The organism is Streptomyces fulvoviolaceus (assembly GCF_000718165.1).
Classification (GTDB): Bacteria; Actinomycetota; Actinomycetes; order Streptomycetales; family Streptomycetaceae; genus Streptomyces; species Streptomyces fulvoviolaceus.
Genome location: NZ_JOEY01000002.1, coordinates 317942 through 337621, shown reverse-complemented (window position 1 = coordinate 337621; position 19680 = coordinate 317942). Strand labels below are relative to the sequence as shown.

Annotated in this window: 24 protein-coding genes; 16 read left to right on the top strand and 8 right to left on the bottom strand. The window is 68.6% G+C overall.

Annotated features, from left to right (window positions below):
* Window positions 1-178 precede the first annotated feature (178 nt).
* Window positions 179-1012 carry a helix-turn-helix domain-containing protein gene (locus IG08_RS0103485; RefSeq protein WP_030596097.1) on the top strand — a complete coding sequence of 278 codons (834 nt, stop codon included), beginning with the start codon at window positions 179-181 and terminating at the stop codon, window positions 1010-1012.
* Window positions 1009-1215, top strand: a complete 207-nt coding sequence (locus IG08_RS0103480) for a DUF397 domain-containing protein (protein ID WP_030596096.1) — start codon at window positions 1009-1011, stop codon at window positions 1213-1215. The genes IG08_RS0103485 and IG08_RS0103480 overlap by 4 nt, the downstream gene beginning before the upstream one ends.
* A gap of 298 nt (window positions 1216-1513) precedes the next feature.
* Here IG08_RS0103480 and IG08_RS59925 read toward each other — a convergent pair whose 3' ends face one another.
* The 7 genes from IG08_RS59925 to IG08_RS0103450 all read right to left on the bottom strand — a co-directional run bounded on the left by IG08_RS59925 (window position 1514) and on the right by IG08_RS0103450 (window position 8228).
* Window positions 1514-1924, bottom strand: a complete 411-nt coding sequence (locus IG08_RS59925; protein WP_158812179.1) for a hypothetical protein — start codon at window positions 1922-1924, stop codon at window positions 1514-1516.
* Window positions 1925-2335: 411 nt separating this feature from the next.
* Window positions 2336-3790: a sensor histidine kinase gene (locus IG08_RS0103475; RefSeq protein WP_030596093.1), complete on the bottom strand. Its 1455-nt coding sequence runs from the start codon at window positions 3788-3790 to the stop codon at window positions 2336-2338.
* Window positions 3787-4524 carry a response regulator transcription factor gene (locus tag IG08_RS0103470; protein WP_030596091.1) on the bottom strand — a complete coding sequence of 246 codons (738 nt, stop codon included), beginning with the start codon at window positions 4522-4524 and terminating at the stop codon, window positions 3787-3789. The genes IG08_RS0103475 and IG08_RS0103470 overlap by 4 nt, the downstream gene beginning before the upstream one ends.
* A 109-nt stretch (window positions 4525-4633) precedes the next feature.
* On the bottom strand, window positions 4634-4822 hold the full coding sequence (locus IG08_RS0103465) for a hypothetical protein (protein WP_030596088.1): 189 nt from the start codon (window positions 4820-4822) through the stop codon (window positions 4634-4636).
* A gap of 32 nt (window positions 4823-4854) precedes the next feature.
* Entirely contained in the window at window positions 4855-6051 is a 1197-nt protein-coding gene (locus tag IG08_RS0103460; RefSeq protein WP_030596085.1) for a S1C family serine protease, read from the bottom strand.
* 234 nt (window positions 6052-6285) lie between these two features.
* A complete protein-coding gene (locus IG08_RS0103455; RefSeq protein ID WP_030596083.1) occupies window positions 6286-7308 on the bottom strand; it encodes a LacI family DNA-binding transcriptional regulator in 1023 nt (340 codons plus the stop codon).
* 119 nt (window positions 7309-7427) lie between these two features.
* Complete coding sequence (locus IG08_RS0103450; protein WP_030596079.1) at window positions 7428-8228, bottom strand: response regulator transcription factor; 801 nt, start codon at window positions 8226-8228, stop codon at window positions 7428-7430.
* Between the two features lie 159 nt (window positions 8229-8387).
* Between IG08_RS0103450 and IG08_RS0103445 the strand changes: the two genes are divergently transcribed.
* From IG08_RS0103445 to IG08_RS0103410, 8 genes are all read left to right on the top strand, one after another.
* On the top strand, window positions 8388-9251 hold the full coding sequence (locus IG08_RS0103445; protein ID WP_030596077.1) for an alpha/beta hydrolase: 864 nt from the start codon (window positions 8388-8390) through the stop codon (window positions 9249-9251).
* A gap of 37 nt (window positions 9252-9288) precedes the next feature.
* On the top strand, window positions 9289-9543 hold the full coding sequence (locus IG08_RS0103440) for a MoaD/ThiS family protein (protein WP_030596074.1): 255 nt from the start codon (window positions 9289-9291) through the stop codon (window positions 9541-9543).
* A gap of 2 nt (window positions 9544-9545) precedes the next feature.
* Window positions 9546-10619, top strand: coding sequence for a hypothetical protein (locus IG08_RS0103435; protein WP_030596072.1), 1074 nt, complete (start codon window positions 9546-9548; stop codon window positions 10617-10619).
* Between the two features lie 121 nt (window positions 10620-10740).
* The gene (locus IG08_RS0103430; RefSeq protein WP_030596070.1) at window positions 10741-11478 is read left to right on the top strand and encodes an LmeA family phospholipid-binding protein; all 738 of its coding nucleotides are present in this window, start codon (window positions 10741-10743) and stop codon (window positions 11476-11478) included.
* A gap of 410 nt (window positions 11479-11888) precedes the next feature.
* Entirely contained in the window at window positions 11889-12728 is an 840-nt protein-coding gene (locus IG08_RS0103425) for a sulfurtransferase (RefSeq protein ID WP_030596067.1), read from the top strand.
* Window positions 12729-12804: 76 nt separating this feature from the next.
* On the top strand, window positions 12805-13092 hold the full coding sequence (locus IG08_RS0103420) for a DUF1416 domain-containing protein (RefSeq protein ID WP_007382995.1): 288 nt from the start codon (window positions 12805-12807) through the stop codon (window positions 13090-13092).
* A gap of 510 nt (window positions 13093-13602) precedes the next feature.
* On the top strand, window positions 13603-13863 hold the full coding sequence (locus IG08_RS0103415) for a DUF3099 domain-containing protein (protein WP_030596064.1): 261 nt from the start codon (window positions 13603-13605) through the stop codon (window positions 13861-13863).
* Between the two features lie 10 nt (window positions 13864-13873).
* On the top strand, window positions 13874-14254 hold the full coding sequence (locus tag IG08_RS0103410; RefSeq protein WP_030596061.1) for a VOC family protein: 381 nt from the start codon (window positions 13874-13876) through the stop codon (window positions 14252-14254).
* Here the strand turns inward: IG08_RS0103410 and IG08_RS0103405 are convergent.
* The gene (locus IG08_RS0103405; protein WP_030596059.1) at window positions 14248-14610 is read right to left on the bottom strand and encodes a DsrE family protein; all 363 of its coding nucleotides are present in this window, start codon (window positions 14608-14610) and stop codon (window positions 14248-14250) included. The two genes, IG08_RS0103410 and IG08_RS0103405, sit on opposite strands and share 7 nt — an antisense overlap.
* A 138-nt stretch (window positions 14611-14748) precedes the next feature.
* On the opposite strand from IG08_RS0103405, the gene IG08_RS0103400 reads away from it, so the two are divergent.
* From IG08_RS0103400 to ygfZ, 6 genes are all read left to right on the top strand, one after another.
* Window positions 14749-15483, top strand: coding sequence for a hypothetical protein (locus tag IG08_RS0103400; RefSeq protein WP_052424465.1), 735 nt, complete (start codon window positions 14749-14751; stop codon window positions 15481-15483).
* Window positions 15480-16352 carry a hypothetical protein gene (locus IG08_RS0103395; RefSeq protein WP_030596054.1) on the top strand — a complete coding sequence of 291 codons (873 nt, stop codon included), beginning with the start codon at window positions 15480-15482 and terminating at the stop codon, window positions 16350-16352. Before IG08_RS0103400 ends, IG08_RS0103395 begins: the two co-directional genes overlap by 4 nt.
* Window positions 16349-17323: a hypothetical protein gene (locus tag IG08_RS0103390; RefSeq protein WP_030596051.1), complete on the top strand. Its 975-nt coding sequence runs from the start codon at window positions 16349-16351 to the stop codon at window positions 17321-17323. The genes IG08_RS0103395 and IG08_RS0103390 overlap by 4 nt, the downstream gene beginning before the upstream one ends.
* A gap of 328 nt (window positions 17324-17651) precedes the next feature.
* A complete protein-coding gene (locus IG08_RS0103380; protein ID WP_030596048.1) occupies window positions 17652-18227 on the top strand; it encodes a heme-binding beta-barrel domain-containing protein in 576 nt (191 codons plus the stop codon).
* 16 nt (window positions 18228-18243) lie between these two features.
* On the top strand, window positions 18244-18696 hold the full coding sequence (locus tag IG08_RS0103375; protein WP_030596045.1) for a Fur family transcriptional regulator: 453 nt from the start codon (window positions 18244-18246) through the stop codon (window positions 18694-18696).
* 10 nt (window positions 18697-18706) lie between these two features.
* On the top strand, window positions 18707-19672 hold the full coding sequence (ygfZ, locus tag IG08_RS0103370; RefSeq protein WP_030596043.1) for a CAF17-like 4Fe-4S cluster assembly/insertion protein YgfZ: 966 nt from the start codon (window positions 18707-18709) through the stop codon (window positions 19670-19672).
* Window positions 19673-19680: the final 8 nt, after the last annotated feature.

The window sequence follows — 19680 nt, the reverse complement described above, 5'->3', positions numbered from 1 at the left end:
CGCTCCTTCGAAGCGTCGGCCACGCCCCCGGGCCGAGCTCCATCGGCTGCGGGGGTTTGTCGTGGGCGTGAGTCTGACGAGCGGCGATTACCGTTCGTGTCTCGATCGTCACCGCCTGGACGTACGCTGCGGAAGAGGGCTGGCGTTGTCTGGGCGCCAGACAACGGGGAGGGGTGACATGACCGAACACCCGGTTGCAGAAGGCGAGTCGAAGCGTGCGGCACTCGGACGGACGCTGCGGTTCCTGCGGGAGAAGGCCGAGAAGTCGCTGGGGCAGCTGGCCGAGGAGACGTCGTACGACAAGAGCTACCTGTACCGCCTAGAGACGGGGGAACGGCTCTCCAAACGGGCGGTCATGGAGGACCTGGACAGATATCACGGATCGGGTGACCTGCTGGTTCGCCTGTGGCGCGACGCGCGCAAGGAGGTCATCAAGGACAAGTACAAAGCCTTCATGGAGCTGGAGGCGACGGCGAGGGTCATGTGGATGTTCCAGCTGCGAGTGCCGGGCCTGTTGCAGACCGAGGACTATGCCCGCGCGGTGTTGTCAGGGTTGTCTGGAGCTCAGACAACGGCTGGCAACGGCGAGGAAGTCGAGGAGCAGGTTGCCTTGCGCATGGGACGGCAAGAGCTGCTGTACCGCGAACCGGCGCCGAGCGTCCGCGTGATCCTGGACGAGGGGGCGCTGCGGCGCCCGGTTCCCGACGCGAAGGTGTGGAAGGACCAGCTGTCACACCTGGTGGAAGCGGCTGAGCTTCCGAATGTCGCGCTCCAGGTTCTGCCTTACGCGGCTGGCGTGCACGACCTCATGGACAGCCACCTCTGGCTCCTCTGGCAGCGAGTCGGCGACCCCGTTGCCTACGTGGAGGGCAACGGTTTCGGGGAACTGATCGAGGATCCGGACAAGGTTCTGTCCTTCCGCTTGTCCTACGATCTCGTTAGGGACGCGGCTCTGACTCCGGTGGAGTCGACGGCGTTCATCAAGCGCCTTCTGGAGGAGTGCAGATCATGAACCGAACCCCCGACCTCACCACCGCTGTGTGGCGCAAGTCGAGCTACAGCGACGGGGGTGGTACGAACTGTGTCGAGGTCTCTGACGACTACGCCGACCTTATCCCCGTCCGCGACAGCAAGGTCCCAGAAGGCAAGGTGCTCGTCTTCGGCGCGACTTCGTGGGCGTCATTCTTGTCGGAGGTCAAGGGAAAGCTGTGGTGACCCATGAGGGACGAGAAGATCACAAGTGAACTGGAGGGTAGTGCGACCACGTGTAATCAGTTCGCATCTACATACGCAGAGAGGGTGACCGGGAATCTAAGGGTCACCCTCTAGCGTCTGAGATGTGGCGTCAGGTGTTCTGACGAACGGGTCTGTCTATGTTGGCACGATCACCGTGGAGGCACTCAGCATCTCTTGTGACCGGCCGATGGCGGGGTGCCCAGTCTGTTCCGCATGCCACTTCCTGCCGACATCGAGGTCTTTCACGGTCACAGGAGGAGACTCAGGCAAGAGTGGACTAAGCGGTCACCGTAATGCTGCCAAGGTGTACGCTCGATGACCCTTTCACCAGGTAGGCGTTGAATTCGATCTCTTTGCCTTCCGTGATGTTCCCCGTTACCCACGGGGAACAATACGGTGAACTGTGTCCCGCAGTTGTGGCTTCCCGGATTCCGGCGTCTATCGTTGTTACTGCGACGCCCCAACCGTCTGCTTTGGTGTCGCAGACTCTGAATGCGTCACCGTTGCTGTAGCAAGAGTTCGGATCGGCATTCCAATCCATATAGCCCACTTTGGTGGGGTCGTAAATGTTGTAGGTCGTGTAGCAGTCGGCTTGGGTGGCTGATTCGCTTGCATGCGCTGTCGTGGACGTCAGCGCGCAGGATGCCAGCGTTGCAACCAGCGCAAGAATTCGACCAATGGCCTTCATGTCCCCCCCCCAGGGTCGGGTTCCGGCGATCAGTAATCCTCCACACCGTACACGTGATGCTCTATTGTGTCACCACTCTTCGTTTGGGTAGCCTGTGTAATTTTCGGCTATTTGCCCGAATTGAACTCTTGATTACTCGGTTAGTGTCGGGCGGATTCGCGACCAGGATGTGACGGTCTATTGGCCTTCAAAGAGTGTTGTTTGTGAGGGCTGATGGCTGGGAACACTGGGCTGGGCGCCGGGCATTTCGGAAAAACGGCTGAATATGGAGACGGCCAAACGGTTAGCCAACCCGGTCGAAAGGATTCTTAACCCCTGTTCCGGGGAGCGCCCATGCGGATACTCCATACCGTGCAGGAGTCGCAGTCGGGTCTCTGCGGGGAACGGAAATGTTGCCCCCCAACAAGAGATTTACGGCTGAGGCTCGGGTGGCGGGGTTGGCGCGCCCGGCAATCGTACGGTCGCTATGGTGCCACCACCCTCCGCGTGGCCCAGGGTTACCTCGCCGCCTGCCTGCTGGACCGTGCGGGCCACGATGGACAGGCCGAGGCCCGAGCCTGGCAGAGCGCGCGCCGAAGGGGAGCGCCAGAAGCGGTCGAAGACGTGGGGGAGTTCCTCGGCGGGGATGCCAGGGCCGTGGTCGCGGACCGTCAGGACGCCTTGGTTCAGCTGCACCTCGATCGTGCCGCCCTCGGGGCTGAACTTCACCGCGTTGTCCAGGATGTTGACCACTGCGCGCTCCAGCGCCGACGGTTCCGCCCGTACGTACCAGGGCTGGAGGTCGGCGTTGATCGTCAGCTCCGGGCCCCGCAGCCGGGCCCGGCGCAGGGCCGACTCGACCGTGTCCTCCAGCGCCACGACCTGGACGCGTTCGCCGCGCTGGCCCTCCGAGCGGGACAGCTCCTGCAAGTCGCCGATCAGGGCGGCCAGTTCGGTCATCTGCGCCTTCACCGAGGCGAGGAGTGCCTTGCGGTCGGCCTCGGGGATGGGGCGGCCGGTCTCCTCGCTGCGGGTGAGGAGCTCGATGTTGGTGCGCAGTGACGTGAGGGGCGTACGGAGTTCATGACCCGCGTCCGCGATGAGCTGCTGCTGCAGCTCGCGGGAGTTGGCCAGGGAGGTCGTCATCGAGTTGAAGGAGCGGGAGAGACGGGCGACCTCGTCATCAGCGTCTTCGACCGGGATACGGATGCTCAAGTCCTCGGTACGGGCGACGTGTTCGACGGCCTCGGTGAGCTTATCGACGGGACGCAGGCCGGCTCGGGCGACCGCCAGGCCGGCGGCTCCGGCGCCGATGACTCCGACTCCGGAGACCAGGAGCAGAATGAGGGCGAGGTCGTTGAGGGTGCTCTGGGTGCTGCTCAGGGGGACGGCGACTACGATCCCGATCTTGGGGCCTTCCTCCCCGGCAATGGTTTCGGTGGCGCCCAGGGGGCGGGTCATCACCCGCACCTCGTTGCCGTCCTCATCGGTGCCGTTGCGGAAGTAGACCTTGCTCCTGTCCGCCTTCTCGATCACGTCCTTGTCGGCCTGGGCGACCTTGATCGTGCCCGTGGAGTCGCCGAAGACGCAGACCTTTCCGCTCTCGGTGACCACCTGGGTGTAGTTGCCGCGGAAGAGGCCGGTGCCCTGCGTGGTCTTGGAGCAGTTGTTGAGGGCGACCTGTGCCTCCTGCAGTTGGCGCATCTGCTGGGGGCCGCTCGTTCCCCTCTGCAGGTCGTTGTCCAGCTGCTCGTACAACTTCCCCTGCACGATGAACCAACACGTCACCGAAACCGCCGCCACCGCGAACGCCACCGCCGCCGCGACCAGCAAGGACAGCCGGGCCCGGATCGGAAGCGTCCGGAACCGGTGCAGCAGCCTGTTCACTCCGCGCCGCCCTGCCGCAGCACATACCCCACACCACGCACCGTGTGCACGAGCCGCGGTTCGCCGCCCGCCTCGGTCTTGCGACGCAGGTACATGACGTACACGTCGAGCGAGTTCGACGACGGCTCGAAGTCGAAGCCCCACACCGCCTTCAGGATCTGCTCACGCGTGAGGACCTGGCGCGGGTGGGCCATGAACATCTCGAGGAGCGTGAACTCCGTACGGGTCAGCTCCACCGGCCGCCCGGCCCGCGTGACCTCCCGCGTAGCGAGGTCCATGCGCAGGTCGGCGAAGGTCAGCGCCTCGTCCAGCTCCGCGGCACCCGCACCGGCCGCCGCCGCGTACGAGCTGCGCCGCAGCAACGCCCGGACGCGGGCGAAGAGTTCGTCGAGCTCGAAGGGCTTGACCAGGTAGTCGTCGGCGCCCGCGTCCAGCCCCGTCACCCGGTCGCCGACCGTGTCACGGGCCGTGAGCATGAGGATCGGGGTCGTCGTGCCCGCGCCGCGCATCCGGCGGGCGGCGGTGAGGCCGTCCATGCGGGGCATCTGGATGTCGAGGACCACGAGGTCGGGCTGGTAGGCGGTCGCCTTCTCCAGTGCGTCCGCGCCGTCCACGGCGACCTCCGTGTCGTAGCCCTCGAAGGCGAGGCTGCGCTGGAGTGCTTCACGCACCGCCGGCTCGTCGTCGACGATCAGGATGCGCTGGGGGTCACGGTCGCCTTCGGCGGGGCTCATGGGCTTCGGATCCTCGGGTGCGATGGGAAGAAAAGGGGGCTGAAGGTACTGAACGCTTTCAGCCTCGCATGGTTCCCGGCTGGTGCGTAAAGGCGGCCCTAAGGGACGATCAGCCGCGTGCCACGCTACGGCGGCGGGCGCGGGCGCCGGCGGTCGTGCCACGTCGGGCCACCGCCGCGGGCGCCGACACCTCGGGCGCCCGCGTCACCGGCGGGTGCAGCTCGTACGCCACCTCAAGAGCCAGGGCGAACCCGGCCGCGTCGGTACCGGCCACCGTGTGCGAAACCTGCTTGATCATGACGTACTCCCTACTGGTTCTGAGGAACTGATTCAGCTGTCGGCGCCGCCGGCCCGCAGCGTGGCCAGGTCGGACTTGACGGTGTTGATCGGGATGGAGAAGCCGAGGCCCGCGCTGCCGGCCGTCGAGGAGTCCGAACTGGCGGAGTACATCGCGGAGTTGATGCCGATGATGTTGCCGTTCATGTCGATGAGCGCGCCGCCGGAGTTGCCGGGGTTCAACGAGGCGTCCGTCTGGATCGCCTTGTACGTCGTCGTCGAGGAACCGGTGTCGCCGTTGAACTCCTGGCCGCCGAACTCGAACGGCCACTGGCCGCTGCCGCCGCTCTGGCCCTGACTCTGCCCCTGGCTCTGGCTCTCGTCGGTCGAGACGGTCACGTCACGGTTCAGGGCGGAGACGATGCCGCTGGTGACGGTGCCGGTCAGGCCCTCGGGGGAGCCGATCGCCACGACCTCGTCGCCGACCTGCACACCGTCGGAGTCGCCGAGGGTGGCCGCGGTCAGGCCGGAGGCGTTCTCCAGCTTGATCAGGGCGAGGTCCTTCTTGCTGTCGGTGCCGACGACCTGCGCGGTGTAGGACTTGCCGTCGCTGGTGCTCACCTTGATCGAGGTGGCGCCGGAGATGACGTGGTTGTTGGTGATGATCTCGCCGTCGCTGGTGATGATCACGCCGGAACCGGTGGACTCACCGGCGTTCGAGGTGGCGTTGATCTCGACGATGCTCGGGCTGACCGCCTTGGCGACCCCGGAGACCGTGCCCTTGGCGGAGGACGGGACCACGCTGGTGCTGGTGCTGCTGGTGGAGACCGTGTCGTTGCCGGTCAGTTCCTGGATGCCGTAGGCGGTACCGCCTCCGATGGCCGCGGCGACGATCGCGACGGCGGCGAGGAGGGCGAAGGGGCCCTTGGCGCGCTTCTTCTTCGCTTCGGGCGCGGCCTCGGCCGGTGCCGCGGTGAGGAGAGCCGTACCGCCGCCGTTGCCGTCACCGCCGTAGGAACCGCCGTCCGCGAAGGCGGCGGGGGCCGGGGCCGGGGCCTGTGCGGACTGCGCGGGCCACACGGTCGTGCCGGGCTCGACGGTGACCGGCTGCGCGGGCTGGTGGGCCGGCGGGGGCGGCCACTCCGGGTTCACGGGAGAGGAGGAGTGCTGCTGCTGGGGGTGGCCGTACTGCTGCTGGTCACCCTGGTTCGCGTTCTCGTACTCGCCGCTGCGGCGGAAGCTCTCGGTCATGGAAATGAGCTTGTCGCCCCACCATGAGAGCTCCCTGAGTGCTCCCTGAGAACGCCGCCAGAACCTCGTATGCCCGATATAAAGAAGGTTCCGGCAGCTAGGGGGCGCCTCTCAGAAAGGCCTCATGAAAGCCCACCCAGGGGCGCGGGGCTGTGTCGATATGCGGCTCCGCCGCGCGGGCGCGACCAGCCACAGCGGACCGCAAGTCGAAAGACGGCCCGACCAGCGGAGCGACTACTCACATCCGCAGGACCGCCGCCGCACCAGCCGCGACGGGAACACCTTCAGCCGCTCGCGCCGCGAACCCGCGACCCGCAGGCCGTCGTCCAGGACCAGATCCACCGCGGCCCGGGCCATCGCGGACCGGTCCGATGCGATCGTTGTCATGGGCGGGTCAGCGAGGGCCGCTTCCTTGATGTCGTCGAAGCCGATGACCGCCAGCTCGCCCGGCACGTCGATGCGCAGTTCGCGCGCCGCGCGCAGCAGGCCGATCGCCTGGTCGTCGGTGGAGCAGAAGATGGCCGGCGGGCGCTGGGGGCCGGACAGGATGCCGAGGGCCACCTGATAGGCGTCGTAGCGGTTGTACGGCGCCTCGAAGAGCCGTCCCTCGGTGGGGATCCCGGCCTCGTCCATCGCGCGCCGCCAGCCCTCGACGTGGTCGGAGACGGGGTCGCCGACGGAGGGGGTCTCGGCGGTGCCGCCCATACAGGCGACGTACTCGTTGCCGTGCTCCAGCAGGTGCTGCACGGCGAGGTGGGCGCCGCCGAGGTCGTCCGTGACGACGGCGACGTCGTCTATCGCCTCGGGCCGCTCGTGGAGGAGGACCACCCGGGCGTCCCAGGCCTCGATCTCCGCCGCCGCGTTGTCGTTCAGGGCGTGGCTGACCAGGATGAGTCCGGAGACCCGCATACCGAGGAAGGCCCGCAGATAGTGGACCTCGCGCTCGGCGATGTAGTCGGAGTTCCCGACCAGCACCATTTTTCCGCGCTCGGAGGCGGCCTGTTCGACCGCGTGCGCCATCTCCCCGAAGAAGGGCTGGCGGGCGTCCGGCACGATCAGGCCTATGAGGTCCGTGCGCCGCGACGCCATCGCCTGGGCCACCCGGTCGGGCCGGTACCCCAGTTCCTTGATCGCGGCGAGGACACGCTCGCGCGTGGCCGGGGCAACCGGCCGGGGTCCGTTGTTGATGACATAGCTGACGACGGCGGTAGACGTCCCCGCCAGTCGCGCTACATCATCCCTGGTTACCTTGGCCACGCGCGGAGTCTACGCGGATGGACCCGCTCTGGGCAGGGCGTAAAGAGCTTCCCTGCGCTCCCGCGGTGGTGGACCGGGTGGTGCACCGGTGCGGGAGCCATGCCCAGGCGGGGCGTCCGCTATGCCTCGGCCGGTACCTCGGCGGCGTCCAGGGCGGCCGTCTCGTCCGCATCCTCCGGCTTTGCCTGGTCGGAAGGGCCGGAAACGGCGCTCTTGGCCTTCGCCTCGTCGCTCACGCCGGCCCCGCCCTTTTCAGGGGTCACAAATCGGTAACCGACGTTCCGGACGGTCCCGATCAGCGACTCGTGCTCGGGTCCGAGCTTGGCGCGCAGACGTCGTACGTGCACGTCGACGGTCCTGGTGCCACCGAAGTAGTCGTAGCCCCAGACCTCCTGCAGCAGCTGCGCGCGCGTGAAGACGCGGCCCGGGTGCTGGGCGAGGTACTTGAGGAGCTCGAACTCCTTGAAGGTCAGGTCGAGGACCCGGCCCTTGAGCTTGGCGGAGTAGGTCGCCTCGTCGACCGAGAGGTCGCCGTTGCGGATCTCCATCGGGGAGTCGTCGTTGACGATCTGCTGGCGGCCCATGGCCAGCCGGAGTCGTGCCTCGACCTCCGCCGGTCCGGCGGTGTCCAGCAGGACGTCGTCGATGCCCCAGTCGGCGGTGACGGCCGCGAGGCCGCCCTCGGTCACGACGAGGATGAGCGGACAGCCGGGCCCGGTGGAACGCAGCAGCTGGCACAGGCTGCGCACCTGGGGAAGGTCACGGCGACCATCGATGAGGATGACGTCGGCACCGGGGGTGTCGACGAGGGCGGGGCCTTCCGCCGGAGCCACGCGCACGTTGTGCAGCAGCAGTCCGAGGGCAGGCAGCACCTCCGTCGACGGCTGGAGGGCATTGGTCAGGAGCAGCAGAGAACTCATACGTCTGGTTCCTCCTCGGTCCCTGCGAGGACGTTTGCGGCACTGCGGGTACTGCGGCACTGCGGTAGAGCACGGTGCTTTCGTATACAGCGCTCTCGAAAGCACAAAAGGACCCGGGGGCTGCGCTGCCCGAGTCCTCTGTTGAGGAGAATAGCCCACATGAGCACTGATTCGGCAGGTCGTGTGGCGCGTTCCACGGTGAGTCCGCATTCCGAGACGACCAGACACGCACCTATACGGACGTTTCTGCACACCGCCGATGGCGTGACGATCGATTCCGTATACGACCCGAAGGCCGTCGTATACGACGCTTCCGCGCCACCTGTGCGTGACCTGGTGTTCGTGATCGCGCACGGTTTCACCGGTGATGTGGATCGTCCTCATGTTCGCCGGGTGGTGAAGGCGTTCACGCAGTACGGCGCCGTGGTCACGTTCTCCTTCCGCGGCCACGGAGCCTCCGGCGGGCGCTCCACGGTCGGCGACCGCGAGGTGCTGGATCTGGCCGCCGCGGTGCAGTGGGCGCGCTCGCTCGGCCACGCGCGCGTGGCGACGGTGGGCTTCTCGATGGGCGGTTCCGTGGTCCTGAGGCACGCGGCCCTGTACCGGCCGGGGCGCGAGGGGCGCACGGAAGCGCACTCGGACGCGGTGGTTTCGGTGAGCGCACCCGCTCGCTGGTACTACCGGGGCACGGCCCCTATGCGAAGGGTCCACTGGCTGGTAACGCGCCCCGAGGGCCGCCTGGTGAGCCGCTACGGACTCCGTACCCGCATCCACCACCGGGAGTGGGACCCGGTCCCGCTCTCCCCGGTGGAGGCGGTGCCCCGGATCGCCCCGACACCGCTGCTGATCGTGCACGGTGACCGGGACGGCTACTTCCCTCTCGACCACCCCCGCATGCTGGCGGCCGCGGCCGGCGAGCACGGAGAGCTCTGGGTGGAGCCGGGCATGGGCCACGCGGAGCACGCGGCCGACGGCGAGCTGCTGGGCCGTATCGGGGACTGGGGTGTCATGGCGGGCGGCTAGCCTGGCCGTGTTCACCATCAATTGATTGAGGAAGCAGATGGCAAAGGTCACGGTGCGCTACTGGGCCGCCGCGAAGGCCGCCGCCGGAGTCGCCGAGGAGCCGCACGACGCGGCCACCCTCGCCGAGGCGCTCGCCGCCGCGCGCGAGCGACACCCCGGCGAACTCGTGCGCGTCCTGCAGCGATGCTCGTTCCTCGTCGACGGTGATCCCGTGGGCACCCGCGGACATGAGACGGTACGGCTGGCCGACGGCGGCACGGTCGAGGTGCTCCCGCCGTTCGCAGGAGGGTGACGATGACCGACCAGCCGTATGAGGGGCAGTACCCGCAGGGGTACGACCCTTACCAGCAGCAGCCGGCCGCCTGGCCGGGGCAGCAGGGCTACGACGATCCGCAGGCCGCCCAGCAGTACACCCAGCAGTGGCAGGGGCAGACCTGGGAGACACAGGTGCAGGCACCGGTGCAGGCCGCCCCGGACACCGCGTATCTGCCGCCGCAGGGGTACGACCCCGCGCACCAGGCCCCCTACACCCCTCCGGCCCCTGAACCGCAGGCTCCCGCGGCCGAACCCGCCTCCGACTACGGCCCCGCCACCGTCGCCGGCAACCCCCGTATCACCGACGCCCAGCGCGCCCGCCTCGAAGGCCGGTCCCCGATCATCGAGCCCGGCGTGCAGCCCGCCGCGCTCACCGCGCTTCTCGGGCTCCTGCTCTCCGGTACGGCGGCCGTCGGGTCGTACGCCCTCCTCGTTCCCCTTGTCGTCCTGCAGGCCGTCACGGCGGCGGGCTGGTTCCGGCTGAACGGCATGTGGCCCGCCCGGCAGGGCATCGCGCTGGCGTTCCTCGGGGCGCTGGTGGCGGACGTCGCGCTCCTCGCGGCCGGCCGGGAGAACGGACCCGCCGCGATCCTCGGCACGCTGGGCGTGTGGGTGCTCCTCACCCTCGTCCTGCAACTGCGCTCGCACGCCGAGCCCGACGAGCGGATGTACGGCCTGATGGCGACCGTCGCCTCGTCGGCGCTGGCCATCGTCGCGGCCGGGCACCTCGCGGCCGAGCCGGACGCGGTCACGGTCGGCGCGGCCGCGGTGGCGGCCGCCGTACTGGCCCGCGCGCTTCCCCTGCCCACCGCGGCCTCCGTGGTCGTGTCCCTGCTCGCCGCCGCGGGTGCGGGCATCGCGGTCGGCGGGATGACAGGTCTGGGCGCGAACGGCGCGCTGCTGGGCGCGGGCGCGGCAGTGTGCGCGCTGATCGGACACCGGGTGGCGAGCTACGACTATCCGTCGCGGTTCGTGCACTTCACGGCGGGGGTGGCACTGCCGCTGGCGGCGGCCGCTCCGGCGGTGTACGTGCTGGGGCGGGCGCTGGGGTAGCCGGTCGTCTCTCCTGTCACAGGCGGTCGACAATTTCCGAACTGCCGTTGTTCCCAGGGTTAGTCTCGCCGTCGACGGCCAACCCGTCCGTCAACCGACCGCCGCTCTGGGGGACCACCGCATGCGCGCCCTGCGAATACTTCTGATCGTCGTCGTGATCCTCGGCGGCCTCTTCGTCATCGCCGATCGCGTAGCGGTCCACTTCGCGGAGGGTGAGGTCGCGGACAAGCTGAAGACCACGGAGAACCTGGCCACCACCCCGGACGTGTCCATCAAGGGCTTCCCCTTCCTCACCCAGGTCGCCGGCGGGGAGCTGGACGACGTGGAGGTCGGCATCGCCGACTACGAGGCGGACACCGGTACGGACGGGGGGACGATCCGGATCGACGACCTCAAGGCGAGCATGAAGGGCGTCGCGTTCTCCGGCGACTACAGCTCCGCCACCGCGGCCGACGCCACCGGCACCGCGTCCGTCTCCTACGCCGAGCTGCTGAAGGCCGCCCAGTCCGAGCCCACCGAGATCGCCCAGGGCGTCACTGCCAACGTCGTCGGCCTCTCCGACGGCGGCAACGGCAAGATCAAGGTCGAGATCGAGGCGACGGTGCTCGGCACCAAGCTGTCCGACCCGGTCTCGGTCCTCGCCACGGTCACCGTCGAGGGTGACACCGTGAAGGTGCACGCCGACACACTGCCCAGCTTCGGCGACGTCTCCCTCGCCGAGGGCGACGTCCGCTCGATCACCGACTTCGAGCAGAAGATCGAGGGGCTGCCGGGCGGGATCCAGCTGGACAAGGTGGAGGCCGCGAAGAGTGGTGTGGAGATCACGGTGAAGGGTTCGAACGTCAAGCTGGCCGGGTAGGACCGCCTTCGATGGACGGACGGCGTCCGAAAGGCGAGACGGTGCCGTCCGTACCGTAGATGTGATGACGGCTACATGGGGCCGGGAACCGTGGGATCACGCCCTGGGCGGCTCTCTGATCTCACATTGCGGACGATCGCGTCTCATCATCCGACACGCCGGTGACATGCCCCGCTTTCCGTCCCTACGATCGGGCCTTATGAAGCGACAGGCGGACCTCACGAAGCGGCGGGCAGTAGACCTGTGCCGCGTTGCCGCCATGCTCTGTCGCACCTTCTGAGCGGACGGCATCGACCTCCGCATCCCCCGCGCCCTGCCCAGGGCATCCGTGCGCGCGCGCCGGTTCCGGCCCGCACGCGCACCCCTCTCACTTGCACGCCCCGCCGTAACTGCCCCGGAGGAGAAAGAGCATGAGCCGCAGCGACGTCCTGGTCGACGCCGACTGGGTCGAGGCCAACCTCGACAGCCCGTCCATCGCCATCGTCGAGGTGGACGAGGACACGTCCGCCTACGAGAAGAACCACATCAAGAACGCGATCCGCATCGACTGGACCAAGGACCTGCAGGACCCGGTCCGGCGCGACTTCATCGACCAGGAGGGCTTCGAGAAGCTCCTCTCGGCGAAGGGCATCGCCAACGACACGCTGGTGGTTCTCTACGGCGGCAACAACAACTGGTTCGCGTCGTACGCCTACTGGTACTTCAAGCTCTACGGCCACGACAACGTCAAGCTCCTCGACGGTGGCCGCAAGAAGTGGGAGCTGGACGCCCGCGAGCTGGTCGAGGAGGTGCCGGAGCGCGCCACGACCGACTACAAGGCCAAGGCGCAGAACACCGCCATCCGCGCCTTCCGTGACGACGTGGTCGCCGCCATCGGTTCGCAGAACCTGGTCGACGTCCGCTCGCCCGACGAGTTCTCCGGCAAGCTGCTCGCCCCCGCGCACCTTCCGCAGGAGCAGTCGCAGCGCCCGGGTCACGTCCCGTCGGCCCGCAACATCCCGTGGTCGAAGAACGCCAACGACGACGGCACCTTCAAGTCGGACGAGGAGCTCAAGGAGCTCTACGCCGAGGAGCAGGTGGACCTGGCCAAGGACACCATCGCCTACTGCCGTATCGGCGAGCGCTCGGCCCTGACCTGGTTCGTGCTGCACGAGCTGCTCGGTGTCGAGAACGTCAAGAACTACGACGGTTCCTGGACCGAGTACGGCAGCCTCGTCGGCGTCCCGATCGAGCTCGGCGCCAACAAGTAAGCCCGGTAGTAAGAGCACAGCCCCGCAGAACCCGACCGGCCTTCCTTCCGGTCAGACCCCTTCCTTGGAGAAAGACATGTGTGGAGCGAAGGCCGGCGGCCCGGACGCCTCGACGATCAAGCCCGGTGAGACCACGATCCAGGGTCAGGTGACCCGCGACGGCGAGCCGGTGGTCGGATACGTCCGTCTGCTCGACTCGACCGGCGAGTTCACCGCGGAGGTCCCGACCTCCGCCACCGGACAGTTCCGCTTCTACGCGGCCGAGGGCACGTGGACCGTCCGCGCCCTCGTCCCCGGCGGCACCGCCGACCGCACGGTCGTCGCCCAGCAGGGCGGCCTCGCGGAGGTAGCGATCGCCGTCTGACGACGGAGCACAGGTCGAGGGGCTGCACCTTTCCGGGGTGCGGCCCTTCGGCGCGCCCGGCACGGTTCTCCCAGGCCGACCCTGGAACTGTGCCCGCCCGCCGATGGTTGCGCCGACGGGCTGTTGAGGGCTTGCTTCCGCCGGTTCGCCCGGAACGGGGACGCAGGCTGCGGGCCCCTGCGCCGCCGTGCCATCAGTCGCTCCGCGACGGGCGTCCGTGGGCTTCTGGCGCGGGTCCTGTGCGGACGGGCTGTTGGGGTCTTCCGTCGGTTCGTCCGGAACCGGCGTGGCGGGTCTACCTGGGAAGCGTGTACGCCCGCCGTCGGCACCTGGCCCCTCCTTGACGGGCCCCTTGCACTGCTTTCGCAGGCTGCGGGCCCCTGCGCCGCCGTGCCATCGGTCGCTCCGCGACGGGCGTCCGTCGGCCTCCGGCGTGGCCCTGTGCCGACAGGCCGTTCGGGGCCTCCGCCGGTTCGCCCCGAACGGGCATGGCGGGCCTACGCTGGAAGCATGTACGCCCGCCGTCGGCACCTGTACTTCGCCCTGATGGGGACCTGTATCACGCTCTTCGTCCTGGCCTGGGGAGTCGTGCGGCTCTGGTCGATGCCTGTGGCCGTCGGGATGTGTGTGGTCGCCATGGTCATTCCGCCGCTCGCCGCGATGGTCGCCAACCGGCGTGGGCCCGACGACCGGTGGTGGGACGATCCGTCCGGCGATCCGAAGTCCGACGAGTGGTGGGACGAGCTGGACGGGAGGAAGCGGCGGCAGTAGGAAGGGGCGCATGTCGCCTACGAGGCTGTCCACCGTGGTGTTCGACGCGCACGACGCGCATGAGCTGGCCGGGTTCTATCTGCGCCTGCTCGGGTACGTGGTGCGCCGCGAGGAACCCGACTGGGTGCTCATCGGCCCACCGCCCGGTACCGAGGGCACGTCGCTCTCCTTCGAGACCGAGCCCGAGTACGTCCCGCCCGTCTGGCCCACCCGCAAACCCGGCGACCAGCAGATGATGCTGCACCTGGACATCGAGGTCGACGACCTGCACGCCGAGGTCGCGCGGGCCGTGGCGGAGGGCGCGCGGCTCGCTGAGTACCAGCCGCAGGACGACGTACGCGTGCTGTTCGACCCGTCCGGGCACCCCTTCTGCCTCTGGGTGTCTCAGTAGACGAGCGCCTGTGTCTCGTCCCCCAACGCCTCCTGCACGAACACCTGCGCCCCCGCGATCCGCACGCCCTCGATGACGTCCTTCTCCGTGATGTCCCGGCGGGCGGCGCACTGGGTGCACAGGGTCAGCCGGCCGCCCGCCAGGATCGAGTCGAGCAGGTCGGGCAGCGGGGCCGCGTGCGGCAGCTCGAACTCGGCGGCCTTCCCCGGCAGCGCGAACCACGCGGACTCGCCGGTCAGCCACAGGGAGACGTCGACACCGCTGGCCACGGCCACCGCCGCGACCGTGAACGCCTGCGAGCATCGTTCGGGGGCATCGGCCCCCGCCGTCACCTTGATCACGAGCTTCTTCGCCATGGCCGAATCGTAATCAACTCCCTTACAACTCCATGCCTTGGCCACGAGTCTCCTGTGAACGCACATACGGAATGTGCGCTTCACGTTTTGTGGGGGAACGTCTTGGAAGTACCTGAAGTACTCGAAGTGCCGGAAGGAGTGGTTGAAACCCCGGTTGAGCCACTTGTCCGGCCGCGCCGCCGCGGGCGCACCACGCTGCTGATCGCCGGCGCCGCTGTCCTGGGTCTCGTCGCCGGCACCTGCGCCGGCTACCTCGTCCAGGCCGACCGCGAGCCGACGAAGCTCCCGCCGCTGTCCCAGCCCGTGCTCAAGCAGGCCAAGGGCGAGGCCGAGCCGCTCTCCGCCGCCCAGGACCGCCGGGTGAAGACGGACGGCGACCTGCGCAAGCTGCTGCTGAAGAAGCCGGCGGGCGCGAAGGAATCCGACCTGGCGGACGACGACGGCTGGATGGAGCTTGCCGACTACGCGGACCTCTTCGAGCATCCGGAGAACGCGTTCGGCAACCTCATCTCCGAGGAGTTCCGCCGCGCGGCCGTCACCAGCTGGAAGGTCGGCAGCACGTACGGCGTCGAGATCCGCCTGATCCAGTACCGGCAGGAGGAGACCCTCCAGGCCCCCGTCTCCGCCGAGAACGAGCAGTACTGGGCGGACGCCGAGGACGGCACCGAGAGCTGGCCGGTGGCGGGCAGCGGGAACGGCATGGCGTACGTCCACACCGAGCCCGACACCGAGCCCGGCTATCTGCCGCAGTACAGCGCCGAGGCCATCGCCTGGCGCGGGGACATCCTGATGGAGATCTACGTCTGGGACACCAAGCTGATCTCCAAGAAGAAGATCATGGACCTCGCCGAGCGGCAGATGGAGCGGCTGTGAGCGAAAACGAGAACCAGCCGGTCGGCGAGGTCGGCGAGGTAGGCCCGGTCGAGCTCACGGAGCCCGAGGCGGTCGCGGAGCCTGCCGAGTCCGCCGAGTCCGCCGCACCCGCCAAGAAGCCCGTCCGCCGCGGCCGTATCGCCGCCGTCGCGGGATCCGTGCTCCTGGCCGTGGCCGTCATAGGCGGTGTCGGCTACACCGTGGTCACCGTCGACGGCGCCGACCGCGACGCGGGCGCACCCGTGTGGAAGTTCCCGAAGGCCCAGGCGGAGAAGGCGAGGACGACGTCCGCGAAGGGGCTCGCGGGGCTGCTCGTGCCGTACGGGGCCGACGGCTGGAGCCGCGGGCCCGACATCGGGGAGTTCGGCTACGACGCGCAGCTCAGCGGCGCCCAGGCCACCGCCCTGCGCAAGGAGTCGCTGAGCGGGCTGCCCCGCACCCAGCGCAAGCAGCTGGAGAAGCAGATCGACAAGCAGGGCATCAAGGGCATCGCGATGCGCAGCTACGTCAGCACCGACCAGCTGTCCTCCGTCTACACGGACAGGGCCTCCACCGTGACCATCCAGCTGGCCCAGCTGGAGAACAAGACGGCCGTCCGTGACATCTCGCGGTTCCAGAACGAGTTCCTCGACGCCCTGGACGGCTTCCTGCGCGAGGGCCCGAAGATCGAGGGCCACAAGGACGCCCGCTGCTTCCTGCTGCCCAAGGACGACGAACTGAAGCTCGACTCGATGTACTGCTTCGCCGACCAGGGAGACGTCCTGGTCAGCTTCACCGCCGACAGCGCCAAGCCGATGGAGCAGAAGGGGGTCGCGATGCTGTTCCGCGAACAGCTCGACCGCATCGCGGAGCCGGGGGAGGCGGTATGACCGAGCAGACAGAACAGCAGCCCGCAGAGCAGGCCGAGCAGGCAGAGCAGGCCGAGCAGGCAGAGCAGGCAGAGCAGGCGGAACGGGCCGAGCAGGCAGATCAGCAATCCGCCGAGCAGGCCAAGCAGGCCGAGCAAGAGCCCGCCGAGCAGCAGCCCGCCGTGGCGCCGCCCATGCCCGACGCACCCCCGCCGCCCCCGTCCCCGAAGGACCGCCGAGTCCTGCGCGCCGTCCTGCGCTGGACCGCGGCCGTCGTCGTCTTCGCGGCGGTCGGGACGTCGGCGGCGTACGGCATCACACGGATGGAGCGGACGGACGTACCGGGACTCGCGACGGAGTCGGACGGGCGCTGGGACTACCCGACGCTGACGAAGCCGCCGCTGCCCTCCGGCAGTCCGGGGCCCTTCGCCGAGGGGAACAAGGCCGGCTCCCACTACGCCGACCTGCGTGCCCTGGTGCTGCCCGCGCCCGCGGGGGCCACCCAGGACAAGGCGCTGCGCGGCGAGGACGGCTGGCTGGCGACGAAGACCTTCCTGGCGGAGTACGCCGAGAAGGAGGACCGCGAGGAGCTGGGGCAGAAGTTCTCCGACAACGGTCTGCGGCACATCGCGGCCCGCGGCTGGACCACCCCGGACGGCACGCACACGCGGATCTACCTGCTGCAGTTCGACACCGCGGCCGTCGTGGACGAGCTGTTCGGCGGAGACATCGCCCCGTACGGCGGCCCGGGCTACCAGCTGCGCGACGCCGGGGAGTCCGTCACCGACGAGGACTTCCCGGACGCGGCCCGGATCGAGGACATCACGGCCTCGGTCTACGCCGAGCCCAGGCCGTACGGCACCGAACACGTCCGCCAGGCCTACCTCGCCGCCGGTGACGTCCTGGCCGTGCTGGTCCAGTCCCGCAAGAGCGCCGTGAACACGGTTCCGTTCCAGCAGACGGTGGCCCTGCAGGGCCAGCTGCTCGGCTGAGCGGACCTCGCAGAGAAGCCCGGGCCCCGGCCGACGCTGTGCTGACCCGGGGGCTGTGACATCAGCGGCTCCGCCGCGGGCCCCCGGGACCCCCAGCCGCCCCCCAGCCGACCTCGGGAGCAAGGCCGGGCCCCACCCGCATAGACTGGGGCCCGGCTCTTGTGTACCGCCGCCCACCCTCGCTCAACCAAGGAGCACCCCGTGCTTGAGGCATTCTTCGAAGCCCTGCTGGTTCTGGTCTGCGTCGGCGTTCTCGCCTTCGCGGGGCTGACGGTGAAGAAGCTGTACCAGGGCCAGCGCTGACCCCCATCAAGGAACTGCCGACCTCATGATCGAGATCCCGTCCGACCTCCACAAGGACCTCGTCCCCCTCGTCTTCCTGCTCGGTAACTGGGCGGGCGCGGGTGTGCACGACTTCCCCGGCTCCGAGAAGTGCAACTTCGGGCAGGAGGTCACCTTCACGCACGACGGCAGGGACTTCCTGGAGTACCAGTCCCACACCTGGGTGCTGGACAACGACGGGAACAAGGTCCGCCCCCTGGAGACCGAGTCCGGCTTCTGGCGCATCGACGCCGACCGCAAGGTCGAGGTGACCATGGTCCGCGACGACGGGGTCGTCGAGATCTGGTACGGCGAGCTCGCCGACAAGAAGCCGCAGATCGACCTGGTCACGGACGCGGTCGCGCGTACGGCCGCCTCCGGCCCGTACACCGGCGGCAAGCGCCTGTACGGCTATGTCAACAGCGACCTCATGTGGGTCGGCGAGAAGCAGACCCCCGAGGTCGAGCTCCGCCCCTACATGTCGGCCCACCTGAAGAAGGTCGTCACCCCGGAGGACGTCGAGCGCTGGGCCAAGGCCCTGCCCGACGACATGCCGGACGACGGCATCGCGTTCTTCAAGTAGGCCTAGACTCGTCGGTGTGGTGAGCACCGACTGGAAGAGTGATCTGCGGCAGCGCGGCTACCGGCTGACCCCGCAGCGGCAACTTGTGCTCGAAGCCGTGGACACCCTGGAGCACGCGACCCCCGACGACATCCTCGTGGAAGTGAGGAAGACGGCGTCGGGGGTCAACATTTCCACGGTCTACCGGACCCTGGAGCTCCTGGAGGAGCTCGGGCTGGTCAGCCATGCCCATCTGGGGCACGGAGCGCCGACGTACCACCTCGCGGACCGGCACCACCACATCCATCTGGTCTGCCGCGACTGCACGAACGTGATCGAGGCGGACGTGGCGGTGGCCGCCGAGTTCACCGCGAAGCTCCGGCAGGAGTTCGGTTTCGAGACGGACATGAAGCACTTCGCGATCTTCGGCCGTTGCAAGGACTGCCAGCTCAAAAATTCAACTTCCAAGAGTTCAATTACCGAGTCGTAGGCTTAGGCATATGAAGAGCCCCCTGCTGTCCCTGCCCGGCGCCGTCCCAGCCGAGGGCGTGGACGAAGGCGTCGCCGCCCACTACGGCGACCTGTTCCGCGAGCAGCGCGCCCTCGCCGACGGCACCGGTTTCGTCGACCTCTCGCACCGAGGCGTCGTAACCGTCACCGGCGACGACCGGCTGAGCTGGCTGCACCTCCTGCTCACGCAGCACGTCAGCGACCTCCCGACGGGCCAGGCCACCGAGGCGCTGATCCTCTCCGCGCACGGTCACATCGAGCACGCCCTGTATCTGGTGGACGACGGTTCGACGGTCTGGGCGCACGTCGAACCCGGCACCCAGGACGCATTGATCGCGTACCTGGAGTCGATGAAGTTCTTCTACCGGGTCGAGGTCGCCGACCGCACCGACGAGTTCGCGGTCGTGCACCTGCCCGCCGGTTCGATCGCCGACGTGCCGGAGGGCATCGCCGTACGCGAGATGGCTTACGGCCGTGACCTCTTCCTCCCGCGCGCGGACCTGGAGTCGTACGCCGAGAAGACCGGCCCCGCGGCCGGCATCCTCGCCTACGAAGCCCTGCGCGTCGAGAACCACCGCCCCCGCCTCGGCTTCGAGACCGACCACCGCACCATCCCGCACGAGCTGGGCTGGATCGGCACGGCGGTGCACCTGCAGAAGGGCTGCTACCGGGGCCAGGAGACGGTCGCCCGCGTCGAGAACCTGGGCAAGCCCCCGCGCCGCCTCGTCTTCCTCCACCTCGACGGCAGCGAAGTGCACCTGCCGGGGGCCGGCACGGAGATCCGGCTCGCGGACGAGGCCCCCGACGGCCGCAAGATCGGCTTCATCACGACGTCCGTACGGCACCACGAGCTGGGCCCGGTCGCGCTGGCACTGGTGAAGCGGAACGTGCCGTTGGACGCGCGACTGCTGGCCGACACGACGGCGGCGGCCCAGGAGGTCGTCGTAGAACCGTAGTTTCTGCG